Origin of the sequence: uncultured Mucilaginibacter sp. (assembly GCF_913773635.1) — a bacterium.
Taxonomy (GTDB): domain Bacteria; phylum Bacteroidota; class Bacteroidia; order Sphingobacteriales; family Sphingobacteriaceae; genus Mucilaginibacter.
The window spans coordinates 130,305-154,169 of record NZ_CAJYGQ010000013.1; the positions used below are offsets into that span (position 1 = coordinate 130,305).

The window sequence follows — 23,865 nt, forward strand, 5'->3', positions numbered from 1 at the left end:
AATGGTTAACATTTAAGCGGCAAAACCGGCATTACAAGCATAACATATTACCCAAGCCATTAAAAAGGCAGGCCAATACCAAAATTAAGCTGCATAAAGCGGTAATCTTCATTGTTTGTAGCCTTGTAAGTTTTCTTAAAATCGCCTTGTTTAAATAAGTTGCTGAAGTGCTTGATTAGCACATACTGATCGGCACCTGTAAACTGCGGATCTTTAAATTTGAACGCCGCATCCAGCCTGAACACAAAAAACGTTAGGTCGAAACGCAAACCCGTACCTATACCAACAGCTGTTGAATTGAATAGATTGTTAAACTTAAACTGCCCGCCCGGATTTTCAACCGTTTCATCCAAACGCCAAACGTTACCAAAGTCTATAAAAGTTGCTCCTTTAAGTTTGGTACCAAAAAAGTCATTGGCAATTTTGTAACGGTATTCCATGTTACCTATAATTTTTATTTCACCAAACTGGTCAAGGTATTTAAGGCGGTCGCGTATATTATTGTCTTTATAAATGGCACGGTTGAAATTACCCGGACCTAAAGTGCGTGGAAGCCATGCCCTTATATCGTTAGCACCGCCGGCATAAAAGTTTCGCTCAAAAATAAGCTGGTTGCTATTACCAAAAGGTAAACCTAAACCGGGGTTAAACCTAAATACAAACTGTTGTTCATTACCGCCCAAATTGCGGTAAAAACGTAAGTCAACATCAGCTTTGGCATATTGGGCAAAGGCATGGCCAAACAAAGTACGCTGCCCTAATGAATCGCGCCTGGTATTTAACACGCGGCTTATGAGCGCAAGTGTATTTCCACCTAAGTCAATTGTACCTCTGAAGTATACAAAATTGGCCAAGCTGTTTAGCTTGTTGAAATTAAGCTGATATGTATATTGCGTACTTGCGGTGAACACAGTACGGCCAATAAGATAAACATAAGAATACCTGTTTTGACTTAAAAGTATATCGCGCGCAGTTGGATCAATAGTACCGTTTGAAAACTCAATGCTTATAGGCGTTAGCGAGTGCTGTTTACGGCTGGTTTCCATCCAGTCATAGGTAAGCGAGTTTATGAAGCTACGACGCTTAACCAGCCCGTTTTGGTAGAACAACTGAAAGCTGGATGCAAAGGTTGTATGAGGTACGCCATATTTGCCTAATGACGGCAAATTAAAAGGCGATATGATGCGTGGATAAACCAGATTAGCACCTATTTTAAAATCCTGGTTTTGAATTGCACCGGGCAAAGTGGTGGTGTTACCTGCAAACAGCACACTGTAATTCAGCTTTATTTGTAGAATTTCGGCCTGTTTGAAAAGGTTACGGTTACTGAATGTATTTCCAATGTTAAAACCATAGCCCGAGCCTGACCAAAAATCAAAAAAGGCAGGACCTGAATGCAGATACTCCGCCTCTATGCGGTCGCTCATGCGTTTAAGCGGAATAATATCAATACGGCTATTAAGCAAGTGGTTTACGCTATCGGGCGTTTTGGTGTAAATAGGGTTAGGTACGTTACGGAACACGTTTAACTCGGAAAGCCGCGATGTGGTTAGCGTTTGCTGATCTATATTATAAATATCTCCTTTATGCTGAAATACATACCTCAGTACAGCATTGGGTTTAAACCTGCGCGAGTAATCAACAAATGTAAATTGCGAATCGACTCTAAGCGTGTCGGCATTGCCTGTGGTACGCCCTGTGCTGGTGGCTATGGTAATGAGCGTGTTGTTTATTTTGTATATAGGATGATTTTTCTTACCAGCCGGATTATCAATCAGCACCTTAATATCAACCACGCTGCTATTAAAAGTTGAGTCGTAGTTGTAGTTCATGTACTGCCTGTAAAAATCATAGTAACCGTTTTGCTTCATTATCTGGTAAAAAGCATCGCGGTCATAAGCAAGACTATCGGTGTCAAAACGCCCGCCTGGTTGAACGTGTGAAAAACGCCTGCGGTTTATGCGATAAAGTACTTGTACATTAGGGTCGGGTATACTGTCTTGAACATTTCGTATACGAAACATGGGGCCCTGCTTTGCCGTGAAGGTAATAAAGGCTTTCTTTTTTTGGGTTTTGATTGCACTGGCCACCGAAGCCTTTAAGTAACCTTTATTACGAAGAAACTTTTCAATCTGCAAACGCGAAAACTCTATAAGGGCACTATCAAGTATTGCAGGTGGTTCGCCAATATCCTTGTTACCTTTTTTATTAAACAGGTAATACAGTTGCAGGTTGAACCAGCTGTTAGGTTGCTGCAAACGGTCAACATACAACAAGGATGCATCTGAAAATTCCTGGTCTACACTATCAACCGTAATCTTGCGTACCAAGTACTCATTATCTTTCAACCCCCGGGTTAAACTACATCCGCTTATCGTAAAAACTAAAAGAATACTTAATATTGCAAGGCTGTAAAGCTTATTTTCCGGGTAGAATGGTTTCAAAATCTCAGATCAGTTTAATAAAATCCTTACAACAAAAAAAGTTTCGCAGAGAACAACGGCTTTTCGTAGCCGAAGGTTTTAAATCCGTTGAGGAATTTATTACTTCGGGATACCAGGTGCATAAGGTATACTATACGCCGGCTGTAGCTGCAAAATTGCACAAACTATCAAAGAAAACCAACATTGAAGAAATATCAGCAGTTGAGCTGAATAAAATGAGCAGCCTAACCACCCCACAGGAGGTATTGGCCGTAATACATTTGCCCGATTGGCCCGAAATTACGCGAGAAGAACTGCTTAACCGGTTCACGCTGGTGCTTGATGGTGTGCAAGACCCGGGCAATTTAGGCACCATAATACGCACTGCCGATTGGTTTGGCATAAAAAATATTATCTGCTCTGAAGATACTGTTGATGCTTACAACCCTAAGGTAGTACAAGCAACCATGGGTTCGCTGGCCCGTGTAAATTTGCACTACGCTAATCTTGCTCAACTCATTCCTCAACTTAATTTACCAATTTTTGGGGCAATGCTGAACGGAGAAAATATTTATAGTACTGATTTTGGTAATGAAGGCCTGATAGCCATGGGCAACGAGGGCAACGGCTTAAGGCCTGACATTCAGGCGTTGATCACAAAATCAGTTACTATACCACGCTCCGGGCAAGCCGAATCGCTAAACGTGGCAATTGCTACCGCATTATTTTGTTCAGAAATAAGCAGAAAAACTTTCAAATAAACATTGCTCATCAATAATAAATTATTATTTTTGCGCTCCGTTTAAAACAATGGTCGGGTGGCCGAGTGGCTAGGCAGAGGTCTGCAAAACCTCGTACAGCGGTTCGAATCCGCTCTCGACCTCTTAAGGGTTAACCGTAAAAGATAAAGCACCATGGGCGTAACACGTTTAAAAAGAAAAGACAGAAGAAATAAAACTGTATCTCGTTTAGAAGTACAATTTTTAAAATTGGCTACCAACCTTGAACCAGGAAGCCGTTCAAAAGAATCAGCTAAAAGCCAGATTGCTAAAAACAACGAAGTTTTAGCTCAGCTTTCTAAATAATTTTAGAAAACTAGTCTTAAATCAAAAATCCAAAAAAATCCTGTTGGTTAATTCCAACGGGATTTTTTTTGTGCGCTATTGAATTGCAATCATATAGTCATATAGTGTCGCCGAATAGTTTTTGATTATACTCCACCCCCACCTTGTCATTTCGACGTTAGGAGAAATCTTTTCGAAGCGTAAAAGTTCGTTACGATAGAGCAACATTTACAAAGAATAATCCTGCGCTTACTTATTGCAGCGCCCTGTTAGGACAGGTAAAGTGGTTGCACCTACGCTTGTGGATGTACTTTTTCTTTTATACAGAAGAAAAAGTACCAAAAAGAAACTAAGCATAGCGTTTTCATGAACGCCAATAAAAATAAAATACACCGTGAATAAACTTGCGGCTACCTTTATTTGCCACTTAGTGCTATGCTTTTACGTAGGCTTGTGCCACCCGCAAAACACTGATGCCGCTAAAGACAGGTGGCGTTAGGACAGTGCTTTTGTCTGAATCTGAATTTACAGAATTTTAGAATTTGCTGAATTATTACATATCCGTCCAAGAGAGCGCGGGGCATTCAGCGCACCCGGCCGGGAGCTGCCTGTGCGGAGGAAGGGATTGCGATGAATAGGCCTTTTGCTACTTTGTGGCTATGACAAAGTAGTAGCCTCCGCGGCAATGAGCGGTAACCGAGCGACAAGCTGCCAAATCTTGCTAGAGGAGATTGTCGCTATCGCTCACAATGACACATTTTTACGACCTATTTGACCTTCCCTAACAACCTTTTATTTATCCTCCCTATCAATCCCGGCCCCTCATAAATAAAACCTGTATACAACTGCACCAATGATGCACCTGCTTCCAGCTTTTCAACTGCATCCTGCTCCGAATGAATACCACCTACCCCGATGATGGGAAATGAACCACCCGACTTTTCCGATAAATACCTGATTACCTCTGTTGAACGCTGGGTTAAGGGTTTGCCGCTCAATCCGCCGGTTTCAGCTACAATTTTCGGGTCCGAGGTTAAGCTGTCGCGGCTGATAGTAGTATTGGTGGCTATAACACCTGCAATTTTAGTTTCCTGCACAATCTCAACTATGTCATTAAGTTGGTCGTCGGTTAAATCTGGCGCTATTTTAAGGAGGATTGGCCTGCTGATGCCATTTTTATTATTCCGCAGCTGTAAGGTGTTGAGGATATGCATGAGCGGCTCTTTTTCTTGCAGGGCACGCAGTCCGGGAGTGTTAGGCGAGCTTACGTTCACCACAAAATAATCCACCACATCAAACAACCTATCAAAACATTTGATGTAATCAAGTACGGCGTCTTCATTGGGTGTAACCTTGTTTTTGCCAATGTTGCCACCAATGATTACGGGGTTTTTAGCAGCTTCTGCAGATTTACGATATGTAGAGATGCGCGAAGCCAGCACGTCAACCCCAAGGTTATTAAAACCCATCCGGTTAATTAAAGCGCCATCGGGTGGCAGCCTGAACATGCGGGGTTTGTCATTACCCGGCTGCGGCAAAGGAGTAACAGTACCCACTTCAATAAAACCAAAGCCAAGATTGGCCATTTCGGCAATAGTATCACCGTTTTTGTCAAAACCTGCAGCCAGGCCTACCGGGTTTTTAAAGGTGAGGCCAAATACGGTGCGTTCCAATTGCTTATCGTTTACTGCCCAAACTGCCCTGCTTACCGCCGAACCGCCGGGAAAACGGTTAAAACGTTTCAAATTGCGGGTAACAAAGTAATGAACCTTTTCAGGATCGAATTTAAACAGTAAGGGTTTGAGCAATTGATACATGGCCGCAAATTTAGGGCTTTAAAGCGAGTTTGCAGATATGATTTAAACATTATACCTTAGGTGCTCATTCCTATTTTAACCAATGAGCAACCAATTTAACAGACGTAAATTTATTACCGGTTCTACCATGGCCGCTATTGCCAGCTTGTCAATACCTGATATCGTATCGGCTGCTGTAAAAACAGAAAGTAGTGCGCCCAAAAAAATATCGTTAAATAATAATGACGTAATACTTTTTCAGGGTGACAGTATAACTGATGCGGGGCGCAACCGCACCAACACCACGCCTAATACAACAGGTATGTTTGGCAACGGTTACGCTAACTTAGCAGCGGCAGATTTACTATTGAACAACCCGGGTAAAAACCTGCAAATATGGGACCGCGGCATCAGCGGCAATAAGGTTTACCAACTGGCAGAACGCTGGGATGCTGATTGTTTACAAATTAAGCCCAATGTACTAAGTATTATGATTGGTGTAAACGATTTTTGGCATACACTAACCAACGGCTACACAGGCACTATTGAAACCTACCGTACCGATTATAAAAAACTGTTAGATCGCACCAAACAGGCGCTGCCCGATGTAAAGCTTATTATAGGTGAGCCGTTTGCCGTACTGGGTGTAAAATCAGTAACGGATAAATGGTATCCTAAATTTGATGAATACCGTGCGGTAGCTAAAGAAATTGCCCGGGAATACGATGCTCCGTTTATTCCCTACCAATCCGTATTCAACGAAGCCCTTAAACAAGCCCCCGGCAGCTACTGGACCGGCGATGGCGTACATCCAAGCGTGGCAGGTGCCGCTTTAATGGCTAAAGCGTGGTTAAAAGTGGTAAAATAAACTACACAAGTAATAGCCGGGAATAAGGAGAATACAAAACTGTTTCTTGGTTCCTGGCTCTTACTTCCTGCTTATCTTCTACCTGTACGGGTTACCTGCTCTTGTCTCTTGGCTCTCAAAAAGGTATCTTTGCATTAATAATGATTGCGATAAATAACCTGACGTTTGAGATTGGTGCCCGCGCCCTGTATGATGAAGCTAACTGGCATATAAAACCCGGAGAAAAAATTGGCCTTATTGGTGCTAACGGTACCGGCAAAACTACCCTGCTTAAAATCATAGTAGGCGACTATAAGCCAACATCGGGCTCTATATCAATGGCTAAAGATTTAACCATTGGCTACCTCAACCAGGATTTATTATCGTACTCATCAGACAAATCAATTTTGCATGTGGCCATGGAAGCTTTTGAGCGCCAGAACCAGCTGCACACCGAAATTGAAGCCCTACTGAAAAAACTAGAGACCGATTACAGCGAAGATTTGCTGAACAAACTAAGCGACAAGCAAGTTGAATTTGAAGCATTAGACGGTTATAATATTGAATACAAGGCGCACGAAATTTTGGCCGGTTTAGGCTTTGCCGAGGCCGATCAGGACCGTAAGCTTGCCACTTTTTCGGGCGGATGGCGTATGCGGGTAATGCTGGCCAAAATCCTTTTGCAAGCTCCTGACATTTTATTACTGGATGAGCCTACCAACCACCTTGACTTACCTTCAATTGTGTGGCTGGAAGATTACCTGCGCAACTTTGAAGGTGCTATTATCATCGTATCGCACGATAGATGGTTCCTCGATAAGGTAATTAACCGCACGGTTGAAAGCCGCAAAGGCAAGCTTACCGTTTACGCAGGTAACTACAGCTTTTACCTGGAGGAAAAAGGCTTACGTGAAGAAATTCAGCGTGGTGAGTTTAAAAATCAGCAGGCCAAAATCAAGCAGGAGGAACGCCTGATTGAACGTTTCCGCGCTAAGGCATCAAAAGCCAAAATGGCGCAATCGCGCATCAAAATGCTCGATAAAATGGAACGTGTTGATGATGTAGATGATGATAATCCATCGGTTAACTTCAACTTCAAATTCAGCAAGCCATCGGGCCGCCATGTAGTAGTACTCGAGAATGTGAGCAAGAGCTACCCTAATCTTACTATATTAGAAAATACCGGTGCTGTAATTGAAAAGGGCGATAAAATTGCCCTCATTGGTGCAAACGGTAAAGGTAAATCAACCCTGTTGCGCATTATTGCCGGGGCCGATAAGGAATATACCGGCACCAGTACCACAGGGCACAACGTTAGCCAAACGTTTTTTGCCCAGCATCAGCTAGAATCGTTACACCTGGATAACGAGATACTGGCTGAACTGCAATCTTTTGCACCCAAACATACTGATACGGAGCTGCGCTCAATATTAGGTTCGTTTTTGTTTACGGGCGACGATGTGTTCAAGAAGATCAAAGTGCTTTCGGGTGGAGAGAAATCGCGCGTTGCACTAGCCAAGGCGCTTACCGCTGATGCCAACTTTTTGGTACTGGATGAGCCTACCAACCACCTGGACATGCAGTCGGTTAATATTTTGATACAGGCTATACAGCAGTACGAGGGAACAGTGATTGCCGTATCGCACGACCGTTACTTTCTTGATAACATTGCCAACAAAATATGGTTTATTGAAAACCACCAGATTAAAGAATACCCGGGCACATATCAGGAATATGAGGAATGGAACTCCAAACGCCAGATACTTCCGAAAGCTGCCGCCCCTGCTCCAAAACCTGTAAAAGAGGAAAAGAAAGAGCCGGTTAAGCAGCAGCAGCCATCCGAAGATAAAAACAAGCAGCTTAAAAAACTGAACCAAGATTTAGGCAAAATGGAGCAACAAATTGCCGACCTTGAACAAGAAGTTAAGCAACTGGAAAATAAACTGGCCGACGAAGCAGTTTTTAATGATGCCGCCAAGCTAAAAGAAACCAACACTGCTTACCAGCAAAAGCAAACCGCTTTACAGCAATTACAGCAGCAATGGGAAACGTTGGCTGAGCAGATTATGGAACTGGAGGCGTAATAAAAAACACTGTATGTCATTGCGAGGAGCGATAGCGACGTGGCAATCCCGTCGTGTTTATAATCAACAAGAGGATTGCCACGCTACCGCTCGCAATGACTTATTCTTTTTCTTCTGCGCTTTACTCCTGCTCTCTCTCCCCTCCTTCGCGCAGCAAAAAATTCAATATACCGATCATACTTACCGTTCTACCATCAAAAGCGTAGAATGCTATAATACCAATAAGCAAGGTTCGTTCCCTGTAATTGCACTGCGTAGCAGCGAGCAACTCCTGCTTGCTTTTGATGATTTGGAAGGCCGCAGCCGCAACTTTTACTATACTCTCGAACACTGTGATGCGCAGTGGAACACTTCGCGGCTATCGCCTGCCGAGTACCTGCAGGGCTTTATAGAAGATCGCGTTATGGATTACAGCTACTCGAGCGGTACCATGCAAAAGTATATTCATTATGAGGTTAAGCTGCCAAATCAAAACATGGCGCCCAAGTTGGCGGGCAATTATCTGCTAAAGGTTTATGAAGATAGCGATCAAAGCCGCCTGATTATCACGCGACGCATATATGTTGCCGGTTCGGCCTTTGGTGTGGCTGCCGAGTTGGTGCCATCCAACAACGTGCAGGCACGGGCAAGTAATCAAAAACTCAACTTCCAGGTTAATTATGGCGGGCTAAATGTGCAAAACCCTTATAACGATATTAGGGTACTGGTTATGCAAAACGGCCGGCCCGAAACAGCGCAACTCAATACCCGCCCTACTTTTGTACGCAATGGTCAGCTTATCTACAATGATTTCAACAGTAATGATTTTGCCGGCGGAAATGAGTTCAGGCACTTTGATATGCGTACGTTGAAGCTTAATTCGGAGCGGGTGGCCCGCATATTGAAAGACACGTCCAACGCCGTTTTGCTGTTGGGTGATGAAAGCCGCAACCGCAATGCTTACCTGTTGGAATACGATAATGATGGAAATTTCTTCATTATAAACCAGGACGGCCGCGATGCCCGCACCGACGGTGATTATGCTTACGTTTACTTCAACCTTCTTCCCCCTAACGGCACCAAAGACAATATTTATATCACCGGAAAGTTTAACAACTACGAGCTTACGGATGCCAGCAAACTCACTTTTGATGCGCAGCGCAACCGCTATACTGCCATCATAAAGCTAAAGCAAGGCGTATACGATTACCAATATACTTTGCTTAACCCCACAACCAACAAACCCGACAGCACCCCTATTGAAGGCAGCTACTTTGAAACCGAAAATGAGTACCAACTACTGGTATACTACCGCCCTCCGGGCTCCAGGTGGGAAGAGTTGGTGGGATACAAGTGGGTGAGTAGTAAATAGAGGCAAGAGTTAAGCCAGAAACCAGGATTTGGCACGGTCTTAAATAATTGCTTGGCTTTGTTTTGAATTTAGTAATTCTTATTTCTTGGCTCTTGTTTCTTGGTCCTTGTGTCTGGAAGGTAAAAATCTATCTTTGTAAAATATGCAAGCCAAAAACCCAAAGGACTCGTTAGTGATAATGAATGAACTGGTATTACCCAATGATACCAATATGATGCACAACCTTATGGGTGGGCGCTTGCTGTACTGGATGGATATTGCCGCGGCTATGAGCGCGCAAAAACACAGCAACCGCCTGGTTGTAACCGCTTCGGTTGATAACGTATCGTTTCAAAAAGGTATTAGCCTGGGCGATGCTGTAACCATTGAAGCGAGGGTTACCCGTGCATTTAACAAATCAATGGAAGTACGTTTGGATGTTTGGGCACAAAATATACCATCGGGAACCAAAGAAAAAAGTAACGAGGCCTACTATACTTTTGTTGCGCTTGATGAAGCCGGCAAACCTGTTGCCGTACCTGAAATTGTACCGGAGACAGAGGACGACCATATCATGTACAGTGGTGCGTTGCGCCGCAGGCAGCTGCGCCTTATACTCAGCGGCCGAATGGAACCAAGCGATGCTACCGAATTGAAGGCGCTATTTATGGCCGCCAAGCATGATGTTTAAACATTTGCTATAGCATTAAACTTATGCGGCAAGACGTCGTCATACTCACATGAAACCTTTACAACTTATCATCACAACAATTGCCTTTCTGTGCACAGTTGCGGCAAAGGCACAAACACCCGTTCAGCTTATTGGGCGTTATAACCTGGGTGTTGGTATACAGTATAATAATTTATATTACGGCGACGACATTATTCCTTACAGTCCGGGTGGTGGTATGGGTGTTGAAGCCGGCATAAGGGTTATGCCTTCTGAACATTTAGAGCCCTACGCCACCATTGGTTTTCAGCAAAACATTGCCATAAGAATGACCGACGGAGATGATTACTGGGACAATGAAAGCTATTTTACTTTTAACCGTACCACATTTAACGCAGGTTTAGTTTATAAATTCATGCTTTTTAACACCACAGATAAAATTGTGCGCATTGGAGGCGGAGTAAACTTTAGTATACCGGGCCGGGCGGCATTTAAAGAAGATAATCAAAAATTACCATCAATAAGCTATAAAATGGCCCGCGGGTTTAACCTGGAAGCATCATATGTAGCTTATGCTGACAGACGGGTGACCGTTGAACCTGGCTTGCGCTACCGACAAATTAAATTTAACCCTGCCGGTAACCGGATGGTGCCAGATAATATGAATCCGGCTCAAGCATCGGGGTTCGACTTGTCGGTGATTATAGGATTGAATCTATAACACACTGTGCCAAGTCAATTAACTGGTGTGTGCTTTAATAACGAGAGTTATGCTTTGTATGAAAAGCTACTTCAACATCAATTATGATACGATGCGGCATTGTTTAATCACTTACTTTAAACAATGCTACATCATACATAATATATTTGGATTGTTATTGTTATTTAGCAAATCAATAATGCCCTCTGATTGATTCTTTGATATCCTGATCATAGAGCAGCCTTAGTTGCTGATGGATTTCATTTGACAAAGGCGCAAGTTGCGAAGCCTCAACGTTGCTGTTAACCTGACTAATTTTTGATGCTCCCGGAATTACAGTGGTAACTTCCGGGTGATCAAGTATCCAGCGTATAGCCCATTGCGCCATGCGCTCGTCGGGCATTACCGACTTAATTTTTCCGGCAAATTTTAAACCTTGTTTAAACTCAATGCCTGAGAAAGTTTCGCCCGCATTGAAGGCTTCACCATTGGCATTAAAGTTACGGTGATCATTAGACGAGAATTGTGTATCAGCACTAAATTTACCGCTTAATAAACCACTGGCTAAGGGCACGCGTACAATCAGCGCAACACCTTTTTCTCTGGCTTTGGCAAAAATTTCATCAGCCACATGCTGACGAAATAGGTTATATATAATTTGCAACGAAGCTAAGCCCTCCTGCTCCAGGCAAATCAACGCTTCCTCCGTTGTTTCAACACTGGCGCCAAAGTAACGAATAAGCCCATCCTTTTGCAGCTGGCGCAAATTGTCAAACACATCACCTTTGCGCATTTCCTCAGTTGGAATGCAATGCAGTTGTTGCAAAAACAGCTGTGATATGCCTAAGTGCTGTAACGAAGCTTCGGTATGTTGTCGCATTGCAGCATAACTAAAGTTTTGAGGCCAGCCATTTCCGGGATCTCCCCGGCGGCCAAGTTTAGTAGCTACAAAAACATCTTTTTTTACCGTTTTTAAAAATCGCCCAATCACCGCTTCACTCACTCCCATACCATACACGTCGGCGGTATCAATGAAATTACCACCAGCCTGAGTGTAAGCGTTTAAAATGCTTAGGGCTTCATCTTCATTTATAGCTCCCCAATCGGCACTACCCAACTGCCATGTACCCAAACCCACCTCGGCAATAGGTGTATCTTTAAATAATGTGTAATTCATGTTTTTCAAAATTTGCAACTATGTTAAAGCAATCTTTTAGCTACCAAGTTCTACAATACGGTCAAACTCCTCAACTTTTAACGGCATAACCGATAAACGACCTTGCCGTACCAGTGATATGTCTTTCAAACGTTCATCACCTTTAATTTGCTCCAAAGTCACAGGCGTTTTCAACGCTTCTACAGGCGATAAGTCAACCACAACCCAATTTTTATCATCTGTGGTTGGATCCTGATAGGCTTCTTTCATTACTTTCGCAATACCCACAACCTCTTTACCCTCGTTACTATGATAAAATAATACCAAGTCCCCCTCCTTCATCTCACGTAAGTTATTACGCGCTTGGTAGTTACGGACGCCATCCCAAAAGGTGCGTTTGTCTTCATTAAATTTTTGCCAGGAATATTTAAAGGGTTCGGATTTGACGAGCCAGTAGTTCATAAATATGTTCTTTTATAACGTTTAAACGGGTTTTTTGCTACCTAAACACCTCAAAGGTGAAAAAATGTGGTGACAAATTAAAATTTAAAACCTTGGGTGCAGATCTTTAGATTTCAGTTACGTTAAACATCCAGCAAATATTTCTATCACATATAAATTCTTAAAAAGTTCCAATGCATAACCTTAAACTCTTGTTAGCTATACTTACCTTGACTTTTAGTTTGAAACGCAAACTATAAACTTTTTATTTGGATCTTTTTTTAAACTGAATGAAAGCAAATTTCAAATTAAGCCTGTTAGCATCATTGCTTTTTGGGTTAGCAGCGTGTACGAACAATGGTAAGCCAAATGAAAAAACAGCGCAACCTTTATCTGACAAGGCAGACACTGCAATCACCTACCCGGATATCGCTACTGAAGACACTACAGTAGCTGCGCCTGTGAAAGCTGATAAGCTGATTGATTTATTTCCTGAAGGTGTTGAAATTAATTTCACTCCGGATGATGTAAAAAGTAACGACCCAAAATACAGTACATTCAGACATAAACTTACACAGTTTGAAAACAAACATCCCGTTAATGATACTTTAGACGCGCAAGAGCTTATAGGTTTGGTAAATAACGAAGTGTTTAGCAATACCGAAACCTTCGTTAACAGCAAGTGGCTGAAGTATTTTTTGAAAAGGTACAAATTCGATATTGCCGACCTATCGCCCATAGTTGATGTAGCCATAAAACAAGAGGATTATGAAGCGATCAAGAATATTTTAAAGTATGGATTTATTGTTGACACCCGGCAGATTGAACTGGCTACGGAAGTAAAGGAAAATGCAAGCCAGCTAATTAAATACAATAAGCAAAACAAGGGATTGGATGAAGCCGGTGATCCTACGTTTTATGAAAGTAAATATTCAAGAATTGATGAAATTATGCAGTTGCTTCTTGCTTCGTATAATGCTAATTCAATTTACGACAGTGATGGCTTCACTAATCTCAGACAAGCAAAAAGCAGCAGTTCAACCATCATACAAAAGATAAAAATCAGATCACATATAAAAGTGCTTGACAATACTGATAATTGGTTTCAAATTGAATTACCTACAGGTCAAAAAGGCTATGTCCATCATAGTAAAATCAGGTCAATATAATAACCGAACTTATAGATTCGACAAGATTATCTAGGATCGTGAACTTTAATTATACACCTACCCATCGAAAGTTATTTCAATCAATGCTGTCATTAAAGTTACATACAACAATTGCTTTGCTCAGCTTATTGCCACTAACTTCACTCAAGGGACAGGAAATACTACATCAAAACATTGTGTACTTACCCGAATCTGGAATTGATTTTAGCAGTTTAATAAGTCAATTCAAAGGCAAAGTAATTTACTTAGACATTTGGGCCACCTGGTGTATACCTTGTAGAAAAGAATTAATGTTAAAGCAGGACATTAAGGCATTTGCCGACTTTGCTAAAAAGAACAACGTAGTCGTCCTTTACATTTGTTGCGATAAAAATGGCAATATGTGGAAGAACTTTATTGAGGCAAATGAATTATATGGCTACCATATTCTTGCCAATCAGCAAATTAACAACACATTGCATACAACATTTTCCGTTCAAAGAGGTAGCCACGGTAAACGTAAATTACAAAGGGCATTTTTCCTGCCCCGGCATATCATCATCGACCAATCTGGAACAGTAAGAGATAGTTCGGCACAAAGACAGGGCACTGCATTGGTATACCGCCAAATAGTAGAACTACTAAAGAATTAAGCGCTCATACCCATTTTAAAACAACCGAACTTAAGCACCAAAATTTTGGTTCTTTTTTTATTATTTACTTGATTCAGATTAATTACAACTTACATAAAATCAATACTTTGCCTCGAAATCAAAGCTGATTATCCATTAATTTACTTTGTTATAGTTTCATCTAACAACTTGTAAAGTAAACCGCTTTGACCCGCACTCGGGCAATTGTTATTTTTAATTATTCCGTTGGCATCAATTAAAAAATAGTGCGGTATGGCAGTTACGTTAAAAGCCTTCACCATAGGGTGCTTCGTCCAGCCGGGAGCAATCAAATTTACGCCTTTTAAATTCAAATCTTTCAAGCTTGCTTTCCATGTTTTTTTATCAGTGTCAACACAAACGTTTACAAAAACAATGTTTTCATCCTTGTACCTTTCGTGCAATGCAGGTACGCTGTTTTTGATTTCACCTATACATGGACCACAATTAACACCCCAAAAGTCAATGTAAACTACTTTACCTTTAAATCCACTCAATGACACCATGCGGCCATTCTCATCTTTAAGCATAAAAGATGGCGCAGGCGTACCCGGTTTAAGTCGTTGCACGTTTTGATAAAATTGCTTCAGGGTATCTGCATACATTGGCGTTTTTACTTTGGTGATAAAGTCATTGTATACTTCAACGCACTCATCAAATGGATGATCATTAAAGCTCCAAAAAATGCTTTGGGTGCAATACCAATCACGAATTTCAAGTATTGAAAGTGAATATAATCCTGTAACGTATGTCCGCCAGGCATATTTATATTGCTGTAATTTATTATCACTTTTTTCGGCAACTGTATTGGTACTTGTATACTTTATGGGTTGAAAGTATAGTAAATATTTAAATAGAAAGTCACGATACTCACGGCTTGAGTTGAACCACTCTTCCGACTCTGTTGCATAGGCTTGTCTTTGAGTAGTTATAAGCAGAAAGTTAGTGTACTTACTTGGTTTATTTATATATAATTCGTACCGCGGAAGCAACTTAGCATTAATCATTAAATCTGCATACCTAAAATAAATGTCGGTTGATATTTTATCGTATCCTTCAGCAACACCATCTTTAACAAGCATTTGAATTTCTTCATTATACGAGTCATTTAAAGCTATGAATTTAGCAGAATCCGTTAAACGCTTGTTGTATAGAACAGGCCGTAACTTAGCGAGGTGTTGAGCAAACACGCTGTCAATCATTGACAGTGTTTTATAAGCACGCGCTCTTACTTTACTTGATGATGTAATCGAAAAACTCTCAACTGCTTTATTTGCATCCCAGTTTACGTTTATTGTATCGTTCTTTTTAACAAAAACCCTACGTTGTACGGGCATGAACAGCAAATCCATTGCATTCCCTTCTACTTTAATCCTTTTTATAAAATTCCCCTGTTTATCAATGTTCACCGAAACAATCATGAATCTCAAAATCCCTTGCTGATAAAACTCCCAGAAGTTTTCCTTGTGATTATCAACATGACCTTTAATAACAGCGTATTCAGATTTTACGGCTACAGCTTTCTGAGCCATCGAGGTAAAGCAAAGCACCGCTAGAGTAAGTGCAGCTAAGAACTTAAATTGTGATACCATAATAGGTTTAAAGGATAATAGGTTTAACAGGGCTAAGTTAAAAATTTGATACTCACTTTAAACTTCGCCTATGTAATTAATGCCTAATAGCAATTTAGGCTTGATTTTAAACATTTTGATGCATTGTCGGAAAATAGTGAAAAGGCTGAGGTAAGGGTAAATATACTTAAAGTTAAAAACAGGTATAACTACCTGAAAATACGCAGCATTTCTTTTCCATCTTTGAAGTGCGTACAAAATGTATGCACTATTAACTGACCTATACCTTGAAGATCTACTTATTTCTACTACCCTTTCTTTTTATGGGATTGCATGCCAATGCGCAAGTGATAACACCAAAGGAGCGCATGATATGGAACGGCTTTGTTGATTACTTAGCCATAAAAAAGTTTAAAGGCTCTGCTGAGCTTGATAAACCACCTCGCGAAAAATCAGTTCAGTTGTGGAAAGACTACTGCAAAGCGAATAACATAAGGCTCGACTATCATGAATTTGTGAGCCATGTGCAGCGTAATATTATAGCTTACCGTAAGCATGCCTGGCAGAAAATAAAAAATGGCAAGGCAACTTTTAACGGCACCGAAGCCGACTTTATGCCCGGCTTAAGTACCGTTGATGGTTGGGCGGGCTCGCGTACCACCACTTACAAGTTCCCTCCCGATAGTTTAACGGTTGGTTTAGCCGGCGAAAAGATTGCAGGCTTTAAAAACGGCGTGTACACCGAGCTTGGCAAAGACTCATTACTACTCAACAATAACCGGTTACATTAATTTAACCGGTTACCTTCTTTTGTCTAAAGCAACCAACGCAATGCCGCCAACAAGCAAAATACCACCCGCATAAGGCGGCCAGTTTACAGACTTCTCTTTTTCTGCCGATACCTGTATAGGGCCTGCATCAATAACTTTTTCCTTTTTTGTATAGGTGAATCCTGTCCAAATAAGCATAACCACACCCAGTATGATAAATGCAATGCCAAGTATCTTCATAATGGTATATAATTAATTTAGCCTCATTTTTGTTTTGGAGCAGGTAATGCCCGGTCTATGCTTACGTAGCCGGTAGTTGCCTTAACAAAAACTATATGGTACTCACATTGGTTATAAAAGGGTTAACTAAATCAACTTATGGCCGAATTAAATGTACAACCCAAGCGCCGCACCCCATGGTGGCTGTGGCTTATTCTATTAATAATTACACTTTGCTTTTTATTCTTTTTTATGCGCGGATGCGGTAATCAAGCTGGTTTACGTGAGCCTGCCGTTACAGACACCACTACTAACACATTAAATTAACCTTATAGTAAAGTGCAGAATTCACTTTACTATAAGTATATAAATAACAAAATACAATGGAAGAAAACGAGTATAGCCGCCTGGAAGAACTTACCGGCAGCGACTTTGAAATAGCCGACGGGCAACCCGACATTAAAGGATGGGACGTAAAGAACGAACAGGGTGAGGTAATTGGTGATGTTGAAGAATTATTATTTAACCCGCAAACACAAAAGGTTAGATATATAATTGTTGATACCGATGCCAACGACCTTAAACTTGAGGCCCGCAAAATATTAATACCAATAGGCGTTGTAGAACTGCACGAGGATGACGACTTTGTGGTTGTGCCTCAAATAGAGGTTAATCATATTGTTGGCCTGCCATCATATGTAAAAGGCGAGTTAACGGCCGAACATGAACAACACATACGCAGCACGTTTTCAAGCCTTGGTGCCGCAGGTGTGGGTATTGGTGCGGTTACCGCCCAACCAACCGAAAACTTTTACGAGCACGAACAATTTAATCAAAATCGCATTTACAACCGCCGCCGTCCTGAAAATAATCCGGAACGCCTGTTACCTGAAGAGGGTACCCGTGAAGATGAAACCGATAACCGCGATATATTTTAATACCATTTACCAGCATAATTAAGAGAAGGCTTTCAGTAAAATGAAAGCCTTTTCTTTTTAACCTCCATGAGTGGCAGGTAAGAAAAAGTAAAAGGCATCTCGATTGAGATGCCTTTTACTTTTAATTCCGTTATCATCAAACTTAGTCGGCTTTGCGTCCGAAAACTGAGAAACTTACGTAACGTTTTGGATGAGCTTTTAAGTCGATAAATAAGTTATTAAGGTTTTCGGATGCAGAATTTAAGTTGTTATACATCTTGTCGTCATTCATTAATAAACCTAATGAACCTTTCCCGTTGTTAATTTTAGCAACCGTTTGCTGCAAATCGGCCATGGTTTTGTTGGCGTTATCAAGCGTTTGCTTAATGTTTGAGTTAGCCAAATCGGCACTCAGGCGCTCAAAGTTAGCGGTTGTAGCATTCAACTTTACGGTGCTAGCCTTTAAGCTGGCGGTAAGTGCTTCGGCATTGGTCATTATCCCATTGATGTGACCTGTTTGGCCAGCTACCAATCTGTCAATCTTTTTAGTAGTACCTTCAAGGGTTTGCAATGAATTAGCAATACTTAAAAAGCTGCGGTCAATATTGCGCTGAAATTCAGGGTTAAGTATTTTGTTAACAGCCGAAAGACTTGAATCAACTTTATCCATTAAAATTTCGGCCTTACGCTGTACAGGCTGCAGGCTTTGTGCCAAACTTCCCTGTATATCGGCACGCAATGTATCCTGGTTTTCGGCAACCTCACGGCTATTACCCATTTCAAATACAATGGCTTTACTTCCTAGCAAGTCGGTACTTTCAAGGCGGGCTATACTATTTGCCGGGATAGGATATTTCGGGTCGATTTTGAACTCTACCACGGTAAAGCCGCTCTCGGTCTGTAAAGTCATGTTTGATACGTGACCAATTTGAAAGCCATTTACAAGTACTGGTTTTGATAGTGTTAAACCTTCAACGTTGCGATATATGGCGTAAAATTTATTTGACGATGAAAAAACATCGTTTCCTTTAAGGTAACTGAAGCCTAATATTAATATAGTTACTCCAATTACGGTTAAGATACCAATTTTGGTTTCGTTAGATACTTTCAAGGTAGTTGCAATTAGTTTTTTATATAACGGTTATCTATGGTCTTTGTTCCAACTCGCTCTTATACTTCTTAACCGCCCGCACTATTGAATTGGTAATCTCTGCCTGTCCTTCTTCTGAATTTAAATACTCTTCCTCATCGGGGTTATTAATAAAGCCTGTTTCAACCAGCAATGATGGCATTGCCGTATTGGCCAGTACTTGTACACCCTGTTCAATTACACCCAGGCTATTCCTGTTATCGGTATATACAAATTCGTTATTAATCAATTTAGCCAGGTGTATGCTTTGTTTACGATAGGTATCGCGCAAGGCATTAAGTATAATAGCCTGAGCCGGATCTATTTCTGCCGTTTTGGTTTTCGACATTTTTTCTTCCTGCTCCGCATACTCATTCTCACGTATGGCGGCCACCTGTTCATTTGATCGGCCAATGCGGTTAACCAGTATAAGCACTCCCTTACCTGAACGGTTTGGCACTGAAACTGTTTTTCCGTTAACTACTTTTCTTATGTTAGGCAGTGAATTGCAATGAAGGGAAATATAGATATTGGCCTTAGCATCATTAGCCATAACCGCCCTCGAACCATTGGCCACAAAAACGTCGGAGGTACGTGTCATCAAAATATTAACATCTTTTAATTCTTTTTGCATAGCCTTCTGCAATTTTAATGCGAGTGCCAGCGTTACATTTTTTTCCAACGAAAAATCTCCTGTAGCACCTGCTGCCCTGCCGCCATGGCCGGCATCAATAACGATGGTTTTGATCCTGAATCCACCGCCGGGGGGCACTGTGTCTTGCTTAACTGGAATTTTTGTTGTGAACGAAAAATTTATAGAACAAAGAAGTAATGCTAAGAAACCGTAAATGTATATGTTGAAAGCCTTATTTTTCATTATTTTTGAACGCCGTTAACTTTATCTGCAAAAATACTATTCATATTCAATTTTGAAATTCATCAGGTTTTTTTTTCTGTTTGCAAGTGTTTTGATAGTTAATGCAATAGCGGTTGCCCGGCATGGTAGCTGGCGTGAGCATGCTTTAACCGCCGACACTATCATGAAGCTTGACTCTGTTAAAGACAAGCGCTTACTACGTGTAAAAGACCGCAAAAACAACAAGCGATCTGCCGCTGCAGACACTACTAAAAAAAACACTCCTGCTGATACGACTAAAAAAAACAAAGGAGGTTTACAATCAGTTGTAAAATCTGTTGCTGATGACTCTACCTATACAGATGCTGACAAAAAAATCACTTATTTGTTTGGCAACGCCCGTGTTACTTACGAAGACTTTTCATTAGATGCCGATTTTATAAGGATTGACCAAAAGCAACATCTCATTTTTGCACGTGGTACACGCGATATGCGCACCGGCCGGTACATTAACCGCCCTATTGCTAAAAATGGCAATGAAAACCCACTAACTGCCGATTCTATTATCTACAACTTTAAAACAAAGAAAGCTTACTCCTATAATACATCAACCGAAAGCGATGGTAACTTTATTACCGGTGGGGAAGCCAAGAGGCTTAACGATACGGAGGTTGCCTACCACAATATTTTGTTCAGTACCTGTTCAATGCCATATCCGCATACGCACTTTGGCGTCGTGATCACTAAGGGTATTGGCGAAAAGAACCGTATAATTTCAGGTCCGGCATATTTGGAAATTGCAGGTGTGCCTCTGCCCATAGCTGTGCCGTTCGGCTTTTTTCCAAAACCCAACAGCAGGGCATCGGGCGTATTGTTGCCTTCGTTTGGTGAGGATGCCCGGTTAGGCTTCTTCCTGCGCAACTTTGGTTATTACTGGCCGGTAAATGATTATCTTGACCTTACCACCATGGCCAGCGTATACTCAAAAGGCTCGGTTGAAATTGGAACAACTGCACGCTACCTAAAGAGATACAAGTACACCGGTAGCATGGCCTTAAACTTTGGTTCGCACAACTATGGCGTTAAAGGCGACCCTTCAGTAAGAGACTATAACATACAATGGACGCACTCTCAGGATGCCAACGCCAACCCGGGTACAACGTTCAGTGCATCGGTTAATGCAGCAACGTCAAGCTACTATGCCAATAACCCTGCAACTACCAATTATAATATACAGCAATTAACGCAGGCCAGTTTACGGTCGTCAATATCATACGCCCGCACCTTTCAGGGAACACCTTTTAGTTTAAACGTAAGCTTAGGCCACAGCCAGGATATTGCTAACAAAACCGTAACGCTCGAGCTGCCTACCTTCAACTTCAATATGACATCGTTAAGCCCGTTTGATTCTAAAAACCGGGTGGGCGAGCAAAAATGGTATCAGCGCCTTACGGTGAGCTATACTATGCAGGGTACCAACAAAATAAACGCCGTGCCAGAGTCGCAGCTATTTACGCGCGAAACTCTTACACGCAGAATGCAGAACGGTATACAGCACCAAATTCCTATTGGTTTAAACCTTAACGTATTCAAATACTTTCAATTTAACACCAGTGCCAATTATAACGAACGCTGGTATTTTCAAACTATCCGTAAGCGTTATCCGCGGGGCGCAATTGGCGACAATGAACAGCCGCTTGTTGATACCGTTCAGGGATTTTCACGCGCCGGCGAGTATTCTCTAAACGGAGGCTTTTCAACCAAAGTTTATAACACGCTGCAATTTAAAGGCAACGGTGCTTTACGTGCAATACGCCACGTAATGACACCCTCGCTAAGCTTCAACTACCGCCCCGACTTTGGCGATCCGGCTTACGGCTATTTTCGCAGGGCTGTAAGCGATGCTGTTGTACCCTACCCTGCAACATCACAATTGTATTCAATTTATGAAAGGGCAGTATACGGCGGGCCAAGCGCGGGCAAATTTGCCGGTATAAGCTTTGCGTTAGATAACACTATAGAAGCCAAAATGCGTGCACGCAGTACCGACACTTCCGGTGCGGACCGCAAAGTGTCATTACTACAGGGTTTGAGCTTAAATACATCATACAACTTTGCCGTAGACTCGTTCAGACTTTCTCCTATTTCACTTAATGCTCACACGGCTTTATTTAATCAAAAGGTAAGCGTAAGTATGAACGGCACACTTGACCCATACGTAACTGAAAGACGCGACTCGGTAAGTAACGGAGCGCTTGTACCCTACATACGCCGTATAGACCGGTACACTTTCCAAAACGGACGTTTCCCGGCACTTACTAATTTGTCGGCCTCGGTTAGTTTCAGCTTAAATTCGCAAAGTAACAAACCTAAGCCACCAACCGGTCAAACCCTGCAAAACATGACGCCGCAACAGGCCCAGCAACTTGCCTTGCTTGACAGTGATCCAAGCCGTTACGTTGACTTTAACGTACCCTATAACGTAAGTGTAAATTTCAACTTTAATTACAGCAATACCTACGTTCAAAAAACTACCTCAAGCACGGTTAGCTTAAACGGCGATGTAAACGTTTCGCCAAAATGGAAAGTACAGTATACTACAAACTATGACTTTAAAGCAAAGCAGGTTGGTATTACACAGTTTTCTATCTATCGTGATTTGCACTGCTGGGATTTATCTTTCAGGTGGACACCTTTTGGTTTATACAAATCATTCAGTGTTGACCTGCGTGTGAAAGCCTCAATTTTGCAAGACCTCAAACTTTCCAAGCGGAAAGATTATTACAACAATTAATATGCTTGCAGAAATAATTACCATCGGCGATGAGATTCTCATAGGCCAAATTGTTGATACCAATTCGGCCTGGATGGCACAGGCGCTGAACGCCATAGGGGTAAGAATCAAACAAATTTCATCGGTAAGTGATGACCGCAATCACATACTCAATGCACTTAACGAGGCGCAACAACGTGCCGATATTATAGTGATTACCGGCGGACTTGGCCCCACCAAAGACGATATCACCAAAAAAACACTGGCCGATTATTTTGGCGTTGACATGGTAACCGATGAGGAAGCCTTGCAAAATGTGATACGCATATTTGCCAAATATAATCGCCCGTTACTTGAGGTAAACCGGCAACAAGCTATGGTACCGGCTAATTGCAAGGTGTTGAACAACCATAACGGCACTGCACCCGGTATGTGGTTTGAGCATAACGGAAAGATTATAGTATCAATGCCAGGCGTGCCTCATGAAATGATGTACATGGTAGAACATCAGGTAATACCAAAACTCAAGCAAACATTTAAACTGCCCTTTATTATACATAAAACGTTGCTCACCGTAGGCGAAGGCGAATCATTTTTAGCTGAACGCATTGCCGATATTGAGGATAGCCTGCCACCGTACATTAAGCTAGCTTATTTACCTAAGCTTGGTCAGGTACGTTTAAGGTTAAGCGGTTACGCAGAAAACGAGCAATCACTCCAAAGCGAAATAGATGCCTTTGCAGCAAAGCTAACAGAAAGATTGGGTAACATAATTGCCGCTGCCGACGATATTCCGTTAGAGAAAGCACTCATGAACCGCCTGGAGCAACAGGGTCAAACTGTATCAGTAGCCGAAAGCTGTACAGGAGGATACCTGTCTCACCTATTCACACAGCACTCAGGCTCCTCGGCCACATTTTTGGGTGGTGCAGTATCATACTCCAATGAGTTGAAGCAGGAAATACTTGGTGTTAGCGCGCAAACGTTAGCCGCATATGGAGCTGTAAGTGAGCAAACTGCTACAGAAATGGTGCAGGGTGCGCTTTCAAAATTCAAATCGGACTTTGCCATAGCTATAACCGGTATTGCCGGACCAACCGGAGGCACTGATGATAAGCCTGTTGGCACCGTTTGGATTGGTGTAGCCGGATTAGGTGAGTGCGTGGTGCGTAAGTTTCAATTCGGTAACAAGCGCCAGCAAAACATAGAGCGTGCGGCCATTAGTGCCCTGGGTATGCTTAATACTTTGCTTACGGCCCATAAAACTGAAGATAAATAAGTATTTTAGCCGCCGATCAAT

22 protein-coding genes and 1 tRNA gene are annotated in these 23,865 nt (G+C 41.9%); 15 read left to right on the plus strand and 8 right to left on the minus strand.

The annotated features are described in order from the left end of the window. Window positions 1-59 precede the first annotated feature (59 nt). Window positions 60-2,444, minus strand: coding sequence for a BamA/TamA family outer membrane protein (locus QZ407_RS16095; protein WP_295772898.1), 2,385 nt, complete (start codon window positions 2,442-2,444; stop codon window positions 60-62). On the opposite strand from QZ407_RS16095, the gene QZ407_RS16100 reads away from it, so the two are divergent. The 3 genes from QZ407_RS16100 (at window position 2,435) to QZ407_RS16110 (ending at window position 3,508) form a co-directional block, all read left to right on the plus strand. Beyond that, window positions 2,435-3,184 carry an RNA methyltransferase gene (locus QZ407_RS16100; RefSeq protein WP_295772900.1) on the plus strand — a complete coding sequence of 250 codons (750 nt, stop codon included), beginning with the start codon at window positions 2,435-2,437 and terminating at the stop codon, window positions 3,182-3,184. The genes QZ407_RS16095 and QZ407_RS16100 overlap by 10 nt on opposite strands. 51 nt (window positions 3,185-3,235) lie before the next feature. Beyond that, window positions 3,236-3,306: transfer RNA gene (locus QZ407_RS16105), tRNA-Cys, on the plus strand. A 31-nt stretch (window positions 3,307-3,337) separates the two neighbouring features. Next, window positions 3,338-3,508, plus strand: coding sequence for a spore protein (locus QZ407_RS16110; RefSeq protein WP_157539430.1), 171 nt, complete (start codon window positions 3,338-3,340; stop codon window positions 3,506-3,508). A gap of 746 nt (window positions 3,509-4,254) precedes the next feature. Here QZ407_RS16110 and QZ407_RS16115 read toward each other — a convergent pair. Then, the gene (locus QZ407_RS16115; RefSeq protein WP_295772902.1) at window positions 4,255-5,304 is read right to left on the minus strand and encodes a quinone-dependent dihydroorotate dehydrogenase; all 1,050 of its coding nucleotides are present in this window, start codon (window positions 5,302-5,304) and stop codon (window positions 4,255-4,257) included. An 82-nt stretch (window positions 5,305-5,386) separates the two neighbouring features. On the opposite strand from QZ407_RS16115, the gene QZ407_RS16120 reads away from it, so the two are divergent. The 5 genes from QZ407_RS16120 to QZ407_RS16140 all read left to right on the plus strand — a co-directional run bounded on the left by QZ407_RS16120 (window position 5,387) and on the right by QZ407_RS16140 (window position 10,935). Further along, window positions 5,387-6,151 (plus strand): SGNH/GDSL hydrolase family protein, encoded by a 765-nt coding sequence (locus QZ407_RS16120; protein ID WP_295772904.1) that lies wholly within the window; start codon window positions 5,387-5,389, stop codon window positions 6,149-6,151. 140 nt (window positions 6,152-6,291) lie between these two features. Beyond that, window positions 6,292-8,214: an ABC-F family ATP-binding cassette domain-containing protein gene (locus tag QZ407_RS16125; protein WP_295772905.1), complete on the plus strand. Its 1,923-nt coding sequence runs from the start codon at window positions 6,292-6,294 to the stop codon at window positions 8,212-8,214. A 13-nt stretch (window positions 8,215-8,227) separates the two neighbouring features. Then, the gene (locus QZ407_RS16130; protein ID WP_295772907.1) at window positions 8,228-9,565 is read left to right on the plus strand and encodes a DUF5103 domain-containing protein; all 1,338 of its coding nucleotides are present in this window, start codon (window positions 8,228-8,230) and stop codon (window positions 9,563-9,565) included. A 142-nt stretch (window positions 9,566-9,707) separates the two neighbouring features. After that, the gene (locus QZ407_RS16135; RefSeq protein ID WP_295772909.1) at window positions 9,708-10,235 is read left to right on the plus strand and encodes an acyl-CoA thioesterase; all 528 of its coding nucleotides are present in this window, start codon (window positions 9,708-9,710) and stop codon (window positions 10,233-10,235) included. Between the two features lie 49 nt (window positions 10,236-10,284). Next, a complete protein-coding gene (locus QZ407_RS16140) occupies window positions 10,285-10,935 on the plus strand; it encodes a hypothetical protein (protein ID WP_295772910.1) in 651 nt (216 codons plus the stop codon). Window positions 10,936-11,107: 172 nt separating this feature from the next. Here the strand turns inward: QZ407_RS16140 and QZ407_RS16145 are convergent, their stop codons facing one another. Both QZ407_RS16145 and QZ407_RS16150 read right to left on the minus strand, forming a co-directional pair. Next, on the minus strand, window positions 11,108-12,091 hold the full coding sequence (locus QZ407_RS16145) for an aldo/keto reductase (protein WP_295772912.1): 984 nt from the start codon (window positions 12,089-12,091) through the stop codon (window positions 11,108-11,110). A 36-nt stretch (window positions 12,092-12,127) separates the two neighbouring features. Next, window positions 12,128-12,532 (minus strand): EVE domain-containing protein, encoded by a 405-nt coding sequence (locus tag QZ407_RS16150; protein WP_295772913.1) that lies wholly within the window; start codon window positions 12,530-12,532, stop codon window positions 12,128-12,130. 269 nt (window positions 12,533-12,801) lie between these two features. Between QZ407_RS16150 and QZ407_RS16155 the strand changes: the two genes are divergently transcribed. Then, complete coding sequence (locus QZ407_RS16155; RefSeq protein ID WP_295772915.1) at window positions 12,802-13,680, plus strand: SH3 domain-containing protein; 879 nt, start codon at window positions 12,802-12,804, stop codon at window positions 13,678-13,680. Between the two features lie 83 nt (window positions 13,681-13,763). Beyond that, window positions 13,764-14,312, plus strand: a complete 549-nt coding sequence (locus QZ407_RS16160) for a TlpA disulfide reductase family protein (protein WP_295772917.1) — start codon at window positions 13,764-13,766, stop codon at window positions 14,310-14,312. A gap of 140 nt (window positions 14,313-14,452) precedes the next feature. On the opposite strand, the gene QZ407_RS16165 is transcribed toward QZ407_RS16160, so the two are convergent. After that, the gene (locus QZ407_RS16165; protein ID WP_295772919.1) at window positions 14,453-15,862 is read right to left on the minus strand and encodes a TlpA disulfide reductase family protein; all 1,410 of its coding nucleotides are present in this window, start codon (window positions 15,860-15,862) and stop codon (window positions 14,453-14,455) included. Between the two features lie 326 nt (window positions 15,863-16,188). Here QZ407_RS16165 and QZ407_RS16170 point away from each other — a divergent pair, with 326 nt between their 5' ends. Next, on the plus strand, window positions 16,189-16,692 hold the full coding sequence (locus QZ407_RS16170) for a hypothetical protein (protein ID WP_295772922.1): 504 nt from the start codon (window positions 16,189-16,191) through the stop codon (window positions 16,690-16,692). Window positions 16,693-16,701: 9 nt separating this feature from the next. Here the strand turns inward: QZ407_RS16170 and QZ407_RS16175 are convergent, their stop codons facing one another. Beyond that, complete coding sequence (locus QZ407_RS16175; protein ID WP_295772924.1) at window positions 16,702-16,911, minus strand: hypothetical protein; 210 nt, start codon at window positions 16,909-16,911, stop codon at window positions 16,702-16,704. Between the two features lie 138 nt (window positions 16,912-17,049). On the opposite strand from QZ407_RS16175, the gene QZ407_RS16180 reads away from it, so the two are divergent. Beyond that, window positions 17,050-17,217 (plus strand): hypothetical protein, encoded by a 168-nt coding sequence (locus QZ407_RS16180; RefSeq protein WP_295772926.1) that lies wholly within the window; start codon window positions 17,050-17,052, stop codon window positions 17,215-17,217. Window positions 17,218-17,273: 56 nt separating this feature from the next. Continuing rightward, a complete protein-coding gene (locus QZ407_RS16185) occupies window positions 17,274-17,828 on the plus strand; it encodes a PRC-barrel domain-containing protein (protein ID WP_295772928.1) in 555 nt (184 codons plus the stop codon). Window positions 17,829-17,970: 142 nt separating this feature from the next. On the opposite strand, the gene QZ407_RS16190 is transcribed toward QZ407_RS16185, so the two are convergent. Next, complete coding sequence (locus tag QZ407_RS16190) at window positions 17,971-18,918, minus strand: MlaD family protein (RefSeq protein WP_295772930.1); 948 nt, start codon at window positions 18,916-18,918, stop codon at window positions 17,971-17,973. A 34-nt stretch (window positions 18,919-18,952) separates the two neighbouring features. Continuing rightward, window positions 18,953-19,813: an N-acetylmuramoyl-L-alanine amidase gene (locus QZ407_RS16195; protein WP_295772932.1), complete on the minus strand. Its 861-nt coding sequence runs from the start codon at window positions 19,811-19,813 to the stop codon at window positions 18,953-18,955. A 91-nt stretch (window positions 19,814-19,904) separates the two neighbouring features. Here QZ407_RS16195 and QZ407_RS16200 point away from each other — a divergent pair, with 91 nt between their 5' ends. Both QZ407_RS16200 and QZ407_RS16205 read left to right on the plus strand, forming a co-directional pair. Further along, window positions 19,905-22,586 (plus strand): putative LPS assembly protein LptD, encoded by a 2,682-nt coding sequence (locus QZ407_RS16200; RefSeq protein WP_295772933.1) that lies wholly within the window; start codon window positions 19,905-19,907, stop codon window positions 22,584-22,586. A 1-nt stretch (window position 22,587) separates the two neighbouring features. After that, the gene (locus tag QZ407_RS16205; RefSeq protein ID WP_295772935.1) at window positions 22,588-23,844 is read left to right on the plus strand and encodes a competence/damage-inducible protein A; all 1,257 of its coding nucleotides are present in this window, start codon (window positions 22,588-22,590) and stop codon (window positions 23,842-23,844) included. Window positions 23,845-23,865: the final 21 nt, after the last annotated feature.